Source organism: Pseudomonas sp. AC532 (assembly GCF_979258965.1).
Genome location: NZ_OZ409888.1, coordinates 98,253 through 114,910 on the forward strand (window position 1 = coordinate 98,253; position 16,658 = coordinate 114,910).

Annotated in this window: 10 protein-coding genes; all 10 read left to right on the forward strand. The window is 65.6% G+C overall.

Features of this window, described 5'->3' with window-relative positions; translation table 11 throughout:
• Positions 1–3: 3 nt before the first annotated feature.
• The 10 genes from mmsB (at position 4) to ACZ0AV_RS00540 (ending at position 16,633) form a co-directional block, all read left to right on the forward strand.
• Complete coding sequence (mmsB, locus tag ACZ0AV_RS00495) at positions 4–1,218, forward strand: multiple monosaccharide ABC transporter permease (RefSeq protein ID WP_499149220.1); 1,215 nt, start codon at positions 4–6, stop codon at positions 1,216–1,218.
• Between the two features lie 93 nt (positions 1,219–1,311).
• Positions 1,312–2,094: an SDR family NAD(P)-dependent oxidoreductase gene (locus ACZ0AV_RS00500; protein ID WP_499149221.1), complete on the forward strand. Its 783-nt coding sequence runs from the start codon at positions 1,312–1,314 to the stop codon at positions 2,092–2,094.
• A complete protein-coding gene (gene araD / locus ACZ0AV_RS00505; RefSeq protein ID WP_499149222.1) occupies positions 2,091–3,836 on the forward strand; it encodes an L-arabinonate dehydratase in 1,746 nt (581 codons plus the stop codon). Before ACZ0AV_RS00500 ends, araD begins: the two co-directional genes overlap by 4 nt.
• 18 nt (positions 3,837–3,854) lie before the next feature.
• Positions 3,855–4,787 carry a 2-dehydro-3-deoxygalactonokinase gene (locus ACZ0AV_RS00510; protein WP_499149223.1) on the forward strand — a complete coding sequence of 311 codons (933 nt, stop codon included), beginning with the start codon at positions 3,855–3,857 and terminating at the stop codon, positions 4,785–4,787.
• 2 nt (positions 4,788–4,789) lie between these two features.
• Positions 4,790–5,677: an SMP-30/gluconolactonase/LRE family protein gene (locus tag ACZ0AV_RS00515; RefSeq protein WP_499149224.1), complete on the forward strand. Its 888-nt coding sequence runs from the start codon at positions 4,790–4,792 to the stop codon at positions 5,675–5,677.
• Positions 5,678–6,059: 382 nt separating this feature from the next.
• Positions 6,060–7,544, forward strand: a complete 1,485-nt coding sequence (locus ACZ0AV_RS00520; protein WP_499149225.1) for an SLC13 family permease — start codon at positions 6,060–6,062, stop codon at positions 7,542–7,544.
• A gap of 224 nt (positions 7,545–7,768) precedes the next feature.
• Positions 7,769–8,983 carry an MdtA/MuxA family multidrug efflux RND transporter periplasmic adaptor subunit gene (locus ACZ0AV_RS00525; RefSeq protein ID WP_499149226.1) on the forward strand — a complete coding sequence of 405 codons (1,215 nt, stop codon included), beginning with the start codon at positions 7,769–7,771 and terminating at the stop codon, positions 8,981–8,983.
• A complete protein-coding gene (locus ACZ0AV_RS00530; protein WP_499149227.1) occupies positions 8,980–12,075 on the forward strand; it encodes an MdtB/MuxB family multidrug efflux RND transporter permease subunit in 3,096 nt (1,031 codons plus the stop codon). The genes ACZ0AV_RS00525 and ACZ0AV_RS00530 overlap by 4 nt, the downstream gene beginning before the upstream one ends.
• Positions 12,072–15,173: an efflux RND transporter permease subunit gene (locus ACZ0AV_RS00535; RefSeq protein WP_499149228.1), complete on the forward strand. Its 3,102-nt coding sequence runs from the start codon at positions 12,072–12,074 to the stop codon at positions 15,171–15,173. The genes ACZ0AV_RS00530 and ACZ0AV_RS00535 overlap by 4 nt, the downstream gene beginning before the upstream one ends.
• Positions 15,170–16,633 (forward strand): efflux transporter outer membrane subunit, encoded by a 1,464-nt coding sequence (locus tag ACZ0AV_RS00540; protein WP_499149229.1) that lies wholly within the window; start codon positions 15,170–15,172, stop codon positions 16,631–16,633. Before ACZ0AV_RS00535 ends, ACZ0AV_RS00540 begins: the two co-directional genes overlap by 4 nt.
• Positions 16,634–16,658 lie beyond the last annotated feature (25 nt).

The following is a 16,658-nucleotide window of genomic DNA, read 5'->3' on the forward strand; positions in this document are numbered from 1 at the left end:
TCCATGCAAACAGACAACCAAGCCACCTCGAGCGGGCAAACCCAGCAGCCGGCCCGGCCCTCGCTGCTGAGCCATCTGAAGAGTCACATTCGCGATTACGGCATGCTGATGACCCTGGTAGTCATCATGGCGCTGTTCGAAGTGCTCACCGACGGCACCCTGATGCGCCCGGTGAACCTCACCAACCTGCTGCTGCAGAACAGCTACATCATCATCATGGCCCTGGGCATGCTGCTGGTGATCGTCTCCGGGCACATCGACCTGTCGGTGGGGTCTGTGGTCGGTTTCGTCGGCGCCGCGGCGGCGGTGATGATGGTGCAATGGGGCTGGTCGACTTCGGTGGTGGTGCCGGTGTGCCTGCTGATGGGCTGCCTGATCGGCGCGGCCCAGGGCTACTGGATCGCCTACTGGCAGATCCCCTCGTTCATCGTCACCCTGGCCGGCATGCTGGTGTTCCGTGGCCTGACCCTGGCCGTGCTCGATGGCCAGTCGATTGGCCCGTTCTCCAGCAGCTTCCAGCTGATGAGCAACGGCTTCATCCCGGACATCTTCGGGGTCGGCAAACCCAATGTGACGGCCATCGTGCTGGGCCTGTTCGCTGCCGGGCTGATCATCTACCTGGCGGTACGTGCCCGCCGCCGCGCCAAGCGCTACGGCATCGTCGACGAGCCGGCACCGTTCTTCGTCATCAAGAACCTGCTGATCGCTGGCGCCATCGTCTACATCGCCTACCTGCTGGCCACCTATCGCGGCCTACCGAACGTGCTGATCATCATGGCCATGCTGATCAGTGCCTACACCTTCCTGACCAACCGCACCACGCTGGGCCGGCGCATCTACGCCATCGGCGGCAACGTCAAGGCGGCCAAGCTGTCGGGCATCAACACCGAGCGGCTGACCTTCTTCGCCTTCGTCAACATGGGCATGCTCGCCGCGCTTGCCGGGCTGATCTTCGCCGCGCGGCTGAACACCGCCACGCCCAAGGCCGGCGTGTCCTTCGAGCTGGACGTGATCGCCGCGGTGTTCATCGGCGGTGCGTCGATGTCCGGCGGGGTCGGCAAGATCATCGGCGCGGTGATCGGTGCGCTGATCATGGGCGTGATGAACAACGGCATGTCGATCCTGGGCATCGGCATCGAATGGCAGCAGGTGATCAAGGGCCTGGTACTGCTGGCCGCGGTGATCTTTGACGTGGTGAACAAGAGCAAGTCCCGTTAAGAGACGCTCAGTCGCTGTCACCATCTTTTCCGCAGTACCGCGGGCGCCAGGCACGAACCTGTGCGCCGCGCGATGAACACGAGGTAACAGGCCATGAATAGCCACAATCAACCATCAGGCAAGGCGGTATACGCCGACCTGGCCGGGCGCACCGTGCTGATCTCCGGCGGTGCCACCGGCATCGGCCGGGCGCTGGTCACCGCATTCGCGCGGCAGGGCGCTCGTACGGCCTTCGTCGACATCGACGACAAGCAAGGCCAGGCGTTGGTCAGCGAGTTGAGCGAGGCAGGGCACCAGGTGCGTTTCCTGCGCTGCGACATCACCGACGTCAAGGCCTACCAGGCTGCCATTCACAAGGTCGCCGAGCAGTTCGGGCCGATCACCGTGCTGCTCAACAACGCCGCCAACGATGTACGCCATGCGCTGGACTCGATCAGCGTGGAGCGTTTCGACGACCTGATCGCCGTCAACCTGCGCCATGCCACCTTCGCCACCCAGGCGGTGGTGCCGATGATGCGCCAGGCCGGTGGCGGCTCGATCATCAACTTCGGCTCCGTGGGCTGGATGATGGCCTCGGCCGGCTACCCGGTGTACGCGGCCAGCAAGGCCGCCACCCACGGCCTGACCCGTGGCCTGGCGCGGGACCTGGGCAAGGACCGCATCCGCGTCAACACCCTGGTGCCAGGCTGGGTGATGACCGAGAAGCAGCTGGCCATGTGGGTCGATGAATCGGCCAAGGAACAGATTCGCCAGAACCAGTGCATGCCCGGCCAGTTGCTTCCCGAGCACATCGCCGACATGGCGCTGTTCCTGGCATCCGATGCGGCGGCGATGTGCACCGCGCAGAATTTCATCGTTGACGGAGGTTGGGTATGAGCACCTTCAAGCCGGCGGTATGGCCGCGCAAGCTGCGTTCCACTGAATGGTTCGGCGGCAATTCGCGCGACCACATCTACCACCGCAGCTGGATGAAGAACCAGGGGCTTCCGGCCGACCTGTTCGACGGCCGCCCGGTGATCGGCATCTGCAACACCTGGTCGCAGCTGACGCCCTGCAATGCCCACCTGCGTGACCTGGCCGAGCGCGTCAAGCACGGCATCTACGAGGCCGGCGGCCTGCCGCTGGAGTTTCCGGTGTTCTCGGCCGGGGAAAGCTCGCTGCGCCCGACCGCGATGATGTACCGCAACATGGCGGCCATGGATGTGGAAGAAGCGCTGCGCGCCAACCCGCTGGACGGCGTGGTGCTGCTGGCCGGTTGCGACAAGACCACCCCGGCGCTGTTGATGGGCGCGGCGAGCGTCGACATTCCGGCCATCGTGGTGTCCGGCGGGCCGATGCTCAACGGCTGGTTCCGTGGCGAGCGGGTCGGCTCGGGCACCGCACTGTGGCAGATGTCGGAAGACATCAAGGCCGGCAAGATGAGCCGCGAGGACTTCCTCGAGGCCGAGCAGTCGATGTCCCGCTCGCCGGGCTCCTGCAACACCATGGGCACCGCCAGCACCATGGCCAGCATGGCCGAAGCGCTGGGCATGGCGCTGTCCGGCAACGCGGCGATCCCGGCGGTCGACAGCCGTCGCCGGGTGGTCGCGCACCTCACCGGGCGGCGCATCGTGCAGATGGTCAAAGACGACCTGAAACCGTCCGACATCATGACCCGGCAGGCTTTCGAGAACGCCATCCGCGTCAACGGCAGCATCGGCGGCTCGACCAACGCGGTGATTCACCTGCTGGCGATCGCCGGCCGTGTCGGTGTCGACCTCACGCTGGATGACTGGGACCGCCTCGGCCAGGACATCCCGACCATCGTCAACCTGATGCCGTCAGGCAAGTACCTGATGGAGGAGTTCTTCTACGCCGGTGGCTTGCCGGTGGTGATCCGCATGCTGGGCGAGGGCGGCAAGCTGCACAAGGGCGCGCTGACCGTCTCCGGGGAAACCATCTGGGAGGAGGTCAAGGGCGTACGCAACTGGAACGAGGACGTCATTCGCCCCGTGGACAACGCGCTGACCGCCAAGGGCGGCATCGCCGTGTTGCGCGGCAACCTTGCCCCACGCGGGGCGGTGCTCAAGCCCTCGGCGGCCTCGCCGCACCTGATGCAGCACCGTGGCCGCGCCGTGGTGTTCGAGGACATCGACGACTACAAGGCGAAGATCAACGACGAGAGCCTGGATATCGACGAAAACTGCGTGATGGTGCTGAAAAACTGCGGCCCGCGCGGTTATCCGGGCATGGCCGAGGTCGGCAACATGGGCTTGCCGCCCAAGGTGCTGCGCAAGGGCATCACCGACATGGTGCGCATCTCCGATGCAAGGATGTCCGGCACGGCCTACGGCACCGTGGTGCTGCACACCACGCCGGAAGCGGCGGCCGGCGGGCCGCTGGCGGTGGTGCGCAATGGCGACATGATCGAGCTGGACGTGGAGGCCCGGCGCATCCACCTGGACATCCCCGAGGCCGAGCTGCGTCAGCGCCTGGCCGAATGGCAGCCGACCGTGGAGCCGCCTACCAGCGGCTACATCAAGCTGTTCCACGACCATGTCGAGGGCGCCGACAGCGGTGCGGATTTCGATTTCCTGAAGGGTTGCCGCGGTGCCGGCATTCCCAAGGATAGCCACTGAGACCGCGAGGGCATCGACATGACGGATAGCAGCGGCGCCGCGATCAGCTGGATCGCAGTCGACTGGGGCACTTCGCAGGTGCGTGCGTGGGCGGTGTCGGCGAGCGGCGAGATCCTCCAGCGCGCCTCGTCGGCGCGCGGCATGAGCACGTTGGCGCCGGATCAGTTCGAGGGCGCCTTGATCGAGCTGGTCGGCGACTGGCTGGCCGACGACCGGGTGATCGAGGTGGTCGCCTGCGGCATGGTCGGCGCGCGACAAGGCTGGCGCGAGGCCCCCTATGCGCAGGTTCCGTGCGTACCGCTGGCGGCAGAACGGATGGTCAGCCCCACGCTTGGCGATCCGCGGCTGCGTGTGTCGATCATTCCCGGGCTCTGCCAGCGCACGCCTGCCGACGTGATCCGCGGCGAGGAAACCCAGGTTGCCGGCCTGCTCGCCGAACAGCCCGCTTATCACGGCGTGGTCTGCCTGCCAGGCACCCACAGCAAGTGGGCCGAGGTGCGTGACGGGCAAGTGGTCGCGTTCCAGACCTTCATGACTGGCGAGCTGTTCGCCTTGCTGAGTCAGCAATCGGTGCTGCGTCATGGCATGCAGGGCGATGCTGATCAACCGATGGACGAGGTCGCCTTCGCCGCAGGCCTGCACGCCGGCGCGCAAGGCGACCTGCGGCTGATCGGTGCGCTGTTCGGCTTGCGCGCCGAAGGGTTGCTCGAAGGGCTTGCGCCTCCGGCCGCACGGGCGCGCTTGTCCGGTCTGCTGATCGGCCAGGAACTCGGTGCGTTGGGTGAACGCTGGCGAGGCCAGCAGGTCTGTGTCATCGGAGCCGGTGAATTAGCCGAACGCTATCGGCGCGCTCTCGACACCCTGGGCATCACGGCGCTGACCGTCGACGCCGAGCGGGTCACCCTGGCCGGCCTGGCCGCTGCCCACGCGCACATTCAACGAGGAGCCTGAGCATGGCGGCAAATCCGAACGGCACCACCGCAGCACGCATTGCCGATCCCCGTGCCTGCACCCTGGGTGAAGGGGTGTTCTGGCACCCGCAGCGCGAACAGCTGTTCTGGTTCGACATTCTCGGCCGGCGCCTGCTCAGCCGGCAGGGTGACCAAGCCCTGGAGTGGACGTTCGACGAGCGCGTCTCTGCGGCTGGCTGGGTCGATGAGCAGGTGCTGCTGATCGCCAGCGAGACGGCGTTGCTGACCTTCGACCTGGCCACCGGGGCGCGCGAAACGCTCTGCGCGCTGGAGGCGGGCAATCCGCTGAACCGTTCCAATGACGGCCGTGCCGATCCCTGGGGCGGCTTCTGGATCGGCACCATGGGCCTGAACGCCGAGCCGCAGGCCGGCGCCATCTACCGCTACTACCGCGGCGAGCTGCGTCGTCTGTTCGCGAACATCAGCATTACCAACGCCACCTGTTTTTCCCCCGACCGGCGTTACGCCTACTTCGCCGACACCGCGCGCCAGCAGATCTGGCGCCAGCCGCTCGACGAACAGCATGGCTGGCCGCGGGGCGAGGCGCAGCCGTTCATCGATGGCCGTGTAGCGGGCGTCAATCCCGATGGTGCGGTGGTCGATACTCAGGGGCGCCTGTGGAGCGCGCAATGGGGCGCGTCACGGGTGGCCTGCTACGACACCGACGGGCAGTTCCAGCAGGCGGTGGCGTTCCCGGCCTCGCAGATTTCCTGCCCGGCGTTTGGCGGGCCGGGCCTGTCGACGCTGTTCGCCACCTCGGCCCGTGAAGGCCTCGATGACGAGCAACTGGCTGCCGAGCCCCAGGCTGGCAAATTGTTCGCCGTCGAGGTGCCGGCCCAGGGCCAGGCCGAGCACCGGGTGATCCTGTAACGGGAGCGTCAGGCCTCCCGACTGCTGCGGGCTTTGCTGCTGCATCGCCCCGGCCATCACGCAGGAAGGAGGGCCGTGCGCAGGCGCTTCGCTCGTCAGCGTCCTACAGGCGCGCTCACGGTCACTCCCTCAGACATCTCCTGTTACTGCGCAAGTCCTAATTGCCAGGCGAGCCAGGGGCACCTGAGCGCCGAGATCGTTACTATTGCCGCCCTATCGGCTCCCGCTTGGCTCGTCACTTGCCTCGTCCCGTATAAGACCGACGACCTGTTGCCTGCGCCACTGGTGCGCGCAAATCTATCTCGCTAGGCCCGTCCCGGGACCACGGCAGCCGGAGCGCTTCATATTCCATTTGATCCCTGACAGGTGCTCTATGCCGGAAATGGCAACCTATACCCGACCCAAACTGATCGGCCTGCTCCTCGGGCCTTTGGCGGCTATGCTGACGTACTGGCTGATCCCTGACGCCGTGATTGCCCATGAGGGCCGGGTGGTGCTATCCGCAGTCGCTCTGATCGGCATTTTCTGGGTCACCGAAGCGGTGCCCATGGCCGTGGCATCGTTGATCCCGTTGGTCTACCTGCCGTTGTTCGGTGGAGCCTCGGTCGGCACCGTGTCGCGTGCCTATACGGAGCCAGTGATTTTCATGTACATGGGCGGCTTCATTCTCGCCATCGCCATCGAGAAGTGGAATCTGCACCGGCGCATGGCGCTGGCGATCATCGGTTTCATCGGCACCCGCAGCCATAGCATCGTGCTGGGCGTGATGCTGGCCACCGCCTCGCTGAGCATGTTCATCTCCAACGCGGCAACCGCATTGATGATGCTGCCGGTGGCGACCGCGCTTATCAGTGAAGTGCGCAACAAGGGCATCCTCGAAGGCACCGACGCCCATAATTTTGCCAAATCGCTGCTGCTCGCGGTCGCGTATAGCGCCACCATCGGCGGCCTTGCCACCCTGGTCGCCGCAGTGCCCAACGCGGCCCTGGCGGGTATCGCCTCGCTGCAGTTCGGCATCGAAGTAACCTTCGTGCAATGGCTGCTATTCGCCAGCCCGGTCGCGCTGGTGATGTTCGTCTGCCTGTATATCTACCTGACTCGGCTGCGCTTTCGGATTGCCGTGCAGCAACAGAGCCCGGTGTCTTTCGTCGCGGATGAACGGAGCAAGCTGGGAACGATCAGCCGTGAAGAGTGGATCGTCATGAGCGTGTTCCTGGTCACCGTCTCTCTGTGGGTCGGTAAACCGCTGATCACCCTGCTGGCGGAGAGCATCGCGCCGTTCGCCTTTCTCGCCGGCCTGGGTACGCTGCCAGACGCCAGCATCTCGATGCTCGGCGCCATCACCCTGTTTTTCCTGCCCAGCACTCGGCCTGGTGAACGCATCCTGGAATGGAAGGATCTGGAAAAGCTGCCCTGGGGCGTGCTGATCCTGTTCGGAGGCGGGTTGGCGCTCGCGGTCAGCCTGCAGGTATCCGGCGTCAACGACTGGCTCGGCACCGCCTTGCAGGGCCTGCAGGGCTTCTCAACCTTCATGGTGATCCTGCTGCTGGTGGTCATCGTGCTGGCGATGACCGAGATTCTTTCCAATACGGCAGTGGCCAATCTGGTACTGCCCATCTCCGCCGGCCTGGGCATCGCCATCGGTATCGACCCTTTGATCATGATGGCAGCGGTGGCGCTCTCCGCCGGCTCCTGTTACATGTTGCCGGTCGCCACACCGCCCAATACTGCCGTGTTCAGTACCGGCGAGCTGGAGGTGGCCGACATGGCGGGCGCCGGCATCTGGCTCAACCTGCTCAGCATCGGAGTCATCACCGCAGCGGTTTATTACTGGATGCCGATCGTCTTCGACCTGAAGCCATTCTGACCCGCCGGGCAGGTGCCGCCGCTGCCGATCGCGATTCGTCGGTTTGCGCGCGCACCTCGCCGAGGCCTCACTGCGCTGCTGAAACAGCTGCAGCGCCCTCTGGTCGGCTTCAGGTGCCGTCCACCCGGCGCAAAGCGTCGCTGGAGGTAAATAGCCGGTAAAGAGGCTTTGCTTCGGGCCTTACAGTGCTTATCGTTCACGCTCTTCCCGAAAGCGATTGGCCCATGTCCGAAGTCAACACAACGCGCAATGCTCCATCCTCCAAACGTCAGTGGTTCATCGGCCTGCTTCTGCTCGCGGCTGTCGTTGGTCTTATCTGGTGGTTCTGGCCGGCCAAACCCGCACCGCAGGGCGACATGGGCTGGGGCTTCAACAACGTGCCGGTGCGCATCGCCCACGTCGAGTCGCGGGACTTTCCCATCGTCATCAAGGCCCTTGGCACGGTGACCGCCTACAACACTGCCAATGTGCGCGCCCGGGTGGACGGCCAGTTGGTGAAGATCCTGTTCAAGGACGGCCAGCCGGTCAAGGCCGGCGATGTGCTGGCTCAGATCGACCCGCGCCCCTACGAAATTGCCCTGCAGCAGGCCCAGGGCACCCTGGCGGAAAACCAGGCGCAATTGCGCAATGCCGAAAAGGACCTGGCGCTGTACCGCGGTCTGTTCGCCGAGGACTCCATCGCCCGGCAGACCCTGGATACCCAGGAAGCACTCGTCAACCAGTACCGCGGCACGTTGCAGAACAACCAGGGGGCCGTGGCGCAGGCCAAGCTGAACCTGGATTTCACCAAGGTGCGCGCGCCCATCGATGGCCGCCTGGGCATTCGTCAGATCGACCAGGGCAACCTGGTCAGCTCCGGCGATACCGATCCCATCGTGGTGATCACCCAGACGCTGCCGATCGCCGTCACCTTCACCCTGCCCGAGGCCGAGTTGCCAGCGGTACTGGCGCAGGTACGCAATGATCGCACGCTGATCGTGCAGGCCTGGGATCGCGGCGAGACCAGCAAGCTGGCCGACGGCGTGCTGGAGAGCCTGGACAACCAGATCGACACCACCACCGGTACCGTCAGGCTCAAGGCACGTTTCGAGAACGCCGAGGAGACGCTCTTCCCCAACCAGTTCGTCAACACCCGTTTGCAGGTGTCGGTTCGTGAGGATGCCTTGCTGGTACCGGTCGCCGCGCTGCAGTTCGGCGCCAGTGGCACCTTCGTGTACGCCATCGACGCAGAAGACAAGGTGCAGGTCCGGGCGGTCAAGGTCGGCCCCAGCGATGGCGAGTTGACGGTGATCGAGGAGGGTGTCGCCGCGGGCGAGCGCGTGGTGGTCGAGGGCACCGACCGGCTGCGTGACGGCAACAAGGTCGAGGTGATCGGCGAGGGCACGCGCGAGCCGTCACCTACCGAGGAAACGGCGCCGCGGGTGCGTAGCGCTTCATGAACGTCTCCCGCCTGTTCATCCTGCGCCCGGTCGCCACCACGCTGATCATGCTGGCGATCTTCCTGAGTGGTGTGATCGCCTATCGGCTGCTGCCGGTCTCGGCACTGCCCGAAGTCGATTACCCGACCATTCGGGTGATGACCCTGTACCCCGGTGCCAGCCCTGACGTGATGACCAGCGCGGTGACCGCGCCGTTGGAACGCCAGTTCGGGCAGATGGCCGGGCTGCAGCAGATGTCCTCGACCAGCTCCGGGGGCGCCTCGGTGATTACCCTGCGCTTCAACCTGGACGTGCAGCTGGACGTGGCCGAGCAGGAGGTACAGGCGGCGATCAACGGTGCCACCAACCTGTTGCCGAACGACTTGCCGGCGCCGCCGGTGTACAACAAGGTCAACCCGGCCGATACCCCGGTGCTGACCCTGGCAGTCACCTCGAAGGAGCTGCCGCTGCCCCAGGTCCATGACCTGGTCGACACCCGCCTGGCGCAAAAGCTCGCACAGACCACTGGCGTAGGCCTGGTGTCGCTGGCCGGCGGCCAGCGCCCGGCCGTGCGCATTCGCGTCAACCCGCAGGCCCTGGCAGCCTATGGCCTGAACCTGTCGGATGTGCGCACGCTGATCAATGCCAGCAACGTCAATCAGCCGAAGGGCAACTTCGACGGCCCGACGCGCGTCACCCAGCTCGACGCCAACGACCAGCTGCGCTCGGCCGACGAGTACCGCAACCTGATCCTCACCTACGCCAACGGCGGCGCGCTGCGCCTGCGTGATGTCGCCCAGATCGTCGACGGCGCCGAGAACCAGCGCCTGGCTGCCTGGGCCAATCGCAACGCGGCGGTGCTGATCAACGTACAGCGCCAGCCTGGCGCCAACGTCATCGATGTGGTGGACCGTATCCAGACACTGTTGCCCAACCTCACCGAGGGGTTGCCGGCCAGCGTCGAGGTCACGGTCCTTACCGACCGCACCCAGACCATCCGCGCCGCGGTGCGCGACGTGCAGCACGAGCTGATGCTGGCCATCGCCCTGGTGGTGATGGTCACCTTCCTGTTTCTGCGCAAGGTGTCGGCGACGCTGATCCCGTCGGTGGTGGTACCGCTGTCGCTGATCGGCACCTTTGGCGTGATGTACCTGGCGGGCTTCACGGTCAACAACCTGACGCTGATGGCGCTGACCATCGCCACCGGTTTCGTGGTGGACGATGCCATCGTCATGCTGGAAAACATCGCCCGCCACCTCGAAGACGGCGAGACGCCACTCAATGCCGCGCTCAAGGGCGCCCGGCAGATCGGCTTCACTCTGGTGTCGCTGACCCTGTCGCTGATCGCCGTGCTGATTCCGCTGCTGTTCATGGCCGATGTAGTCGGGCGCCTGTTCCGCGAGTTCGCCATCACCCTGGCGGTGGCGATCCTGATCTCCCTGGCGATTTCCCTGACGCTGACGCCGATGATGTGCGCACGCCTGCTCAGGCACGAACCGGAAGCCGAGCAGGGCCGTTTCTACAAGGCCAGTGGGGCGGTTATCGATCGCATGATCGAGCGCTATTCGGTCGGCCTGCGCTGGGTGCTGCGCCACCAGCCGCTGACCCTGCTGGTCGCCATCGGCACCATGGCCCTGACCGTGGTGCTGTACCTGGCGGTGCCCAAGGGGTTTTTTCCGGTGCAGGACACCGGGGTGATCCAGGGCATTTCCGAGGCGCCGCAGTCGATTTCCTTCGCGGCCATGAGCGAGCGCCAGCAGCGCCTGGCCGACGTGATCCTCAAGGACCCGGCGGTGGTCAGCCTGTCCTCGTACATTGGCGTGGACGGTGATAACCCGACGCTGAACAGCGGGCGCATGCTGATCAACCTCAAGCCGCATGCCGAACGTGACGTGAGTGCCGCCGAGGTGATCGAGCGGTTGCGCCCGGCGCTGGCCAAGCTGAGCGGTATCGAGCTGTTCCTGCAGCCGGTGCAGGACCTGAGCATCGAGGACCGGGTCAGCCGTACCCAGTTCCAGTTCAGCATGGAAACGCCCGATCCCGAGCTGCTGGAAACCTGGTCGACCAAGCTGGTCGAGGCGCTGCGCCAGCAGCCGGAACTCAGTGACGTGACCAGCGACCTGCAGACCCGCGGGTTGCAGGCGTACCTGAGAATCGACCGCGACCTGGCCGGGCGGCTCGGGGTCAGCGTGTCGGCTATCGACGATGCCCTCTACGACGCTTTTGGCCAGCGGCAGATCTCCACCATCTACACCCAATCCAGCCAATACCGGGTGGTGCTGGAGAGTGCCGATGGGGGCAGCATCGGCCCGGCGGCATTGCGTCAGATCCACGTGGCGACCGCCGAAGGCGGGCAGGTGCCGCTGTCCTCGCTGGCTCAGGTCGAGGAACGGGCGGCGAGTCTGTTGATCAACCATATCGGCCAGTTTCCGGCGGCCACGCTGTCGTTTAACCTCAGTCCCGGTGTCGCCCTCGGCGATGCGGTGGCGGTGATCGAGCGCGTGCAGCAGGAAATCGAGATGCCGGTCAGCGTGCAGGTCAACTTCCAGGGTGCCGCCGAGGCGTTCCGCGCCTCGTTGTCGTCCACTCTGCTACTGATCCTGGCGGCTATCGTCACCATGTATATCGTGCTTGGCGTGCTCTACGAGAGCTACATCCACCCGATCACCATCCTCTCCACGCTGCCCTCGGCCGGGGTCGGCGCGTTGCTGGCGCTGCTGCTGACGGGCAACGACCTGGGGCTGATCGCGATCATCGGCATCATTCTGCTGATCGGCATCGTCAAGAAGAACGCGATCATGATGATCGACTTCGCCCTGGAGGCGGAGCGGCACCAGGGCATGACGCCCCACGATGCGATCTACCAGGCGGCGCTGTTGCGGTTCCGGCCGATCCTGATGACCACCCTGGCTGCGCTGTTCGGCGCCATACCGCTGATGCTCGCTTCCGGCTCCGGCGCCGAGCTGCGCCAGCCGCTGGGCCTGGTGATGGTCGGTGGCCTGCTGCTCAGCCAGGTGCTCACGCTGTTCACTACGCCAGTGATCTACCTGTATTTCGACCGCCTGGCGCGACGTTTCAGCGGCCGTAGCGCGGCCGGTGTGCAGCGCGCATGAACCTCTCGGCACCCTTCATCCGCCGCCCGGTGGCGACGTTGCTGCTGAGCCTGGCGATCATGCTGCTCGGCGGCGTCAGCTTTGGTCTGCTGCCGGTGGCGCCACTGCCGAACATGGATTTTCCGGTGATCACCGTGCAGGCCAGCCTGCCTGGTGCCAGCCCGCAGGTAATGGCCGCCACCGTGGCGACACCGCTGGAGCGCTCCCTGGGGGCCATCGCCGGTGTCAGCCAGATGAACAGCAACAGCAGCCAGGGCAGCACGCGGATCATGATCGAGTTCGATCTGGACCGCGACATCAACGCCGCCGCCCGCGAGGTGCAGGCGGCGATCAACGCGTCCCGCGAGTTGCTGCCCAGCGGCATGCGCAGCATGCCCACGTACCGCAAGATCAATCCGTCCCAGGCACCGATCATGGTGCTGTCGCTGACCTCCACAGTGCTCGACAAGGGCCAGCTGTACGACGTCGCCTCGACCATCGTTGGCCAGAAGCTTTCCCAGGTCACCGGCGTCGGCGAGGTGCAGATCGGTGGCAGCTCGCTACCCGCCGTGCGCGTGGCGCTGGAGCCGCGCCTGCTGGACCAGTACGGGGTGGCCTTGGATGACGTGCGCGCGACCATCGCCGCGGCCAATGCCAAGCGGCCCAAGGGCGCCGTCGAGGACGGGCATCGTCACTGGCAGGTGCAGGCCAACGACCAGTTGGAGCGCGCCGCCGATTACGTGCCGATGATCATTCGCTATCAGGACGGGGCGGCGATCCGCCTCGGCGATGTGGCCCAAGTCAGCGACGGCGTGCAGGACCGCTACAACAGCGGTTTCTACAACGACAAGCAGGCCGTGCTGGTGGTGGTGAACCGGCAGAGCGGGGCGAACATCATCGAGACCGTGGCCGGCATACGCGCCTTGTTGCCGGAACTGCGCGGGGTGATTCCCGCCAGCGCCAACCTGGAAGTGGCGATGGACCGCTCGCCGGTGATACGTGCCACCCTCAAGGAGGCCGAGCACACCCTGCTGATCGCCGTGGCTCTGGTGATTCTGGTGGTGTTCGCTTTTCTGGGTCGCTGGCGTGCGGCGCTGATTCCCGCGCTGGCGGTGCCGGTGTCGCTGGTCGGTTCGTTCGCGGCGATGTACCTGCTGGGGTTCTCACTGAACAACCTGTCACTGATGGCACTGATCATCGCCACTGGCCTGGTGGTGGATGATGCGATCGTCGTGCTGGAGAACATTTCCCGTCACATCGAAGCCGGCGAAACGCCGATGGCGGCGGCCTTCAAGGGCTCGCGCGAGGTCGGCTTCACGCTGCTGTCGATGAACGTGTCGCTGGTCGCGGTATTTCTGTCCATCCTGTTCATGGGTGGCCTGGTGGAGCGCCTGTTTCGCGAGTTCTCCATCACCCTGGCGGTGGCCATCGTCATCTCCCTGCTGGTCTCGCTGACCCTCACACCGATGCTCTGCGCGCGCTGGCTGAAACCCGAGCCGGAGCGCGAAGAAAAGCGGCCAGGGCGCCTGCAGGTGATGGGCGCGCGCATCATGCAGGCCTACGAGCGCAGCCTGGACTGGGCGCTGCGCCATTCGCTGCTGATGCTGATCAGCCTGTTCGCGACCATCGCCCTGAACCTGTTCCTGTTCGTGAGCATTCCCAAGACCTTCATGCCGCAGCAGGACACCGGGCAACTGATGGGTTTCATCCGTGGCGACAACGGTCTGTCGTTTCAGGTGATGCAACCCAAGATGGAGGCCTATCGCCGGTCGATTCTGGCCGACCCGGCGGTGGATAGCGTGGCCGGCTTCATCGGTGGCAGCAGCGGGATCAACAACGCGATCATGATCGTGCGTCTCAAGCCGCTGGGCGAGCGTGACCTGTCGGCCCAGCAGGTGATCGACCGGCTGCGCAAGAATGCCCCGAAGATCCCCGGCGGGCGGATGTTCCTCATGCCCGATCAGGACCTGCAGGTCGGCGGGCGGCAGGGGCGCAGTTCGGAAAACGAGTACATGCTGCTGTCCGGCGACCTCGACGCGCTGCGCGAATGGCTGCCGAAGGTGCGCGAGGCGTTGCGCGCGCTGCCGGAACTCACCGACATCGACGCCAGCGAGGATGGCGGCGCGCCGCAGATCCGCCTGGTGGTCGACCGGGACGAGGCCAAGCGACTGGGTATCGACATGAGCCTGGTCACCGGGGTGCTCAACAATGCGTTCAGCCAGCGGCAGATTTCCACCATCTACGACAGCCTCAACCAGTACAGCGTGGTCATGGAAATCAACCCGCGTCATGCCCAGAGCCCCGAGGCCCTGACGCAGATCCAGCTGATAACCGCCGACGGTGCGCGGGTGCCGCTGTCGGCGATCGCCCGTTGGGAACGCAGCCTGGAAGACGACCGCATCAGCCACCAGGGACAGTTCGCGGTGGAGAACATCGGTTTCTCCCTGGCCGAGGGTGTGAGTCTCGATCAGGCCACCCAGGCCATCGACCGCGCCGTGGCGCGCATCGGCCTGCCCACCGAGGTGCAGGGGACCCTGGGCGGCACTGGCGCGGCCTTCCAGCAAACGCAGCAGAACCAGCCGTGGATGATCCTGATGGCGCTGGTGGTGGTGTACATCGTGCTCGGCATTCTCTACGAAAGTTACGTACACCCGCTGACCATTCTGTCCACGCTGCCGTCGGCGGGGGTCGGCGCGTTGCTGGCGCTGCAACTGCTCAACACCGAGTTCAGCCTGATCTCGCTGCTGGGCCTGTTCCTGCTGATTGGCGTGGTGAAGAAGAACGCCATCCTGATGATCGACCTGGCCTTGCAACTCGAACGCAACGAACACATGAGCCCGGCCGACTCCATTCGCCGCGCCTGCCTGCTGCGCTTCCGGCCGATCATGATGACCACGCTGGCGGCCTTGCTCGGCGCCTTGCCGCTGATGCTCGGCAGCGCCGAAGGCTCGGAAATGCGCCAGCCACTGGGGATCACCATCGTCGGCGGGCTGATTCTCAGCCAGTTGCTCACGCTCTACACCACCCCGGTGGTTTACCTCTATCTCGACCGCCTGCGCCACCGGGTCAACCGCTGGCGTGGCGTGCGCACCGATGCTGCTCTGGAAACGCCTTTATGACTCATGCAACCCGCCGCACATTTGCTCTGCTGGCGCTGAGCGTCGCCCTGGCCGGCTGCGCCGTCGGCCCGGATTATCAGCGCCCGGAAATCACTACGCCGGCGCAGTTCAAGCAGGCCGAAGGCTGGAAGGCCGCGGTGCCTGCCGACGCACTGGAACGTGGCGCCTGGTGGGAGCTGTATGGCGACGGCGAGCTGAACGCACTGGTGGGGCGTCTGAACGTCTCCAACCAGAACCTGGCGGCGTCCGAAGCTCAGTATCGCCAGGCCCGCGCGCTGCTGCGCGGTGGCCGCGCAGCATTCTTCCCGACACTGTCGACCAGCGCCGGGATGACCCGCGCCGGGCAGGGCGGTGGCGAGAGCACGCTGCGCACTTCCGATGGCATCGCGATTGGCGGTTCCAACTCGGCGAGCATTTCCAAGAATTATGACCTGAGTCTCAATGCCAGCTGGGAGCTGGACGTGTGGGGCAGATTGCGGCGCGGCCTGGAGTCCAACCGGGCCGCGTTCGAAGCCAGTGCTGCCGACCTCGCTGCGCTGCGCCTGAGCCTGCAATCGGAACTGGTGCAGAGCTACCTGCAATTGCGCGTGCTGGATGAACAGCAGCGCCTGCTCGATGCGACGGTGGAGGCTTATCAGCGTTCGCTGCGCCTTACCGAAAACCAGTACCGGGCCGGCATCGTGCCGCGTTCGGACGTTGCCCAGGCCCTCACCCAGCTGCGTAGCACCGAGGCCCAGGCCATTGACCTGCAGTGGCAGCGCGCGCAGCTCGAACATGCCATCGCGGTGCTGATCGGCGTGCCGCCGAGCGAGGTCAGCATCGCCCGTCGGGAAAGCCTGCCTGCGCTGCCGCAAGTGCCGGCGAGCGTGCCCTCGCTATTGCTGGAGCGCCGCCCCGACGTGGCGGCTGCCGAGCGTCGGGTGATCGCCGCGAACGCCGAGATCGGTGTGGCCAAGGCCGCCTGGTTCCCGGACCTTACCCTGTCCGCGACGGGCGGGTATCGCGGCAGCAGCTTTGCCGATTGGATCAACCTGCCCAACCGCTTCTGGTCGGTGGGGCCGCAACTGGCCTTGACGCTGTTCGATGGTGGGCGGCGCAGCGCCGAGAGCGAGCGGGTCGAAGCAGCCTACGACCAGACGGTCGCGCAATACCGTCAGGCGGTGCTCGACAGCTTCCGCGAGGTCGAGGATTACCTGGTGCAGCAACGCGTGCTGGGCCGCGAGGCCGAGGTGCAGGCTCAGGCGCTGGACGCCGCACGCGAATCCCTGCGCCTGATCGAAAACCAGTACCGCGCCGGCACGGTGGACTACAACAGCGTGGTCAACGTGCAGGCCACCGCGCTGAGCAACGAGCGCAACGCGCTGACACTGCTGGGCAGCCGCCTGACGGCCAGCGTGCAACTGATCACCGCGCTGGGCGGTGGTTGGGACGAGCAGCAGCTCGAAGAAGGCGAGGATTAACCACGATTCATAGCCCGGGTCGAGC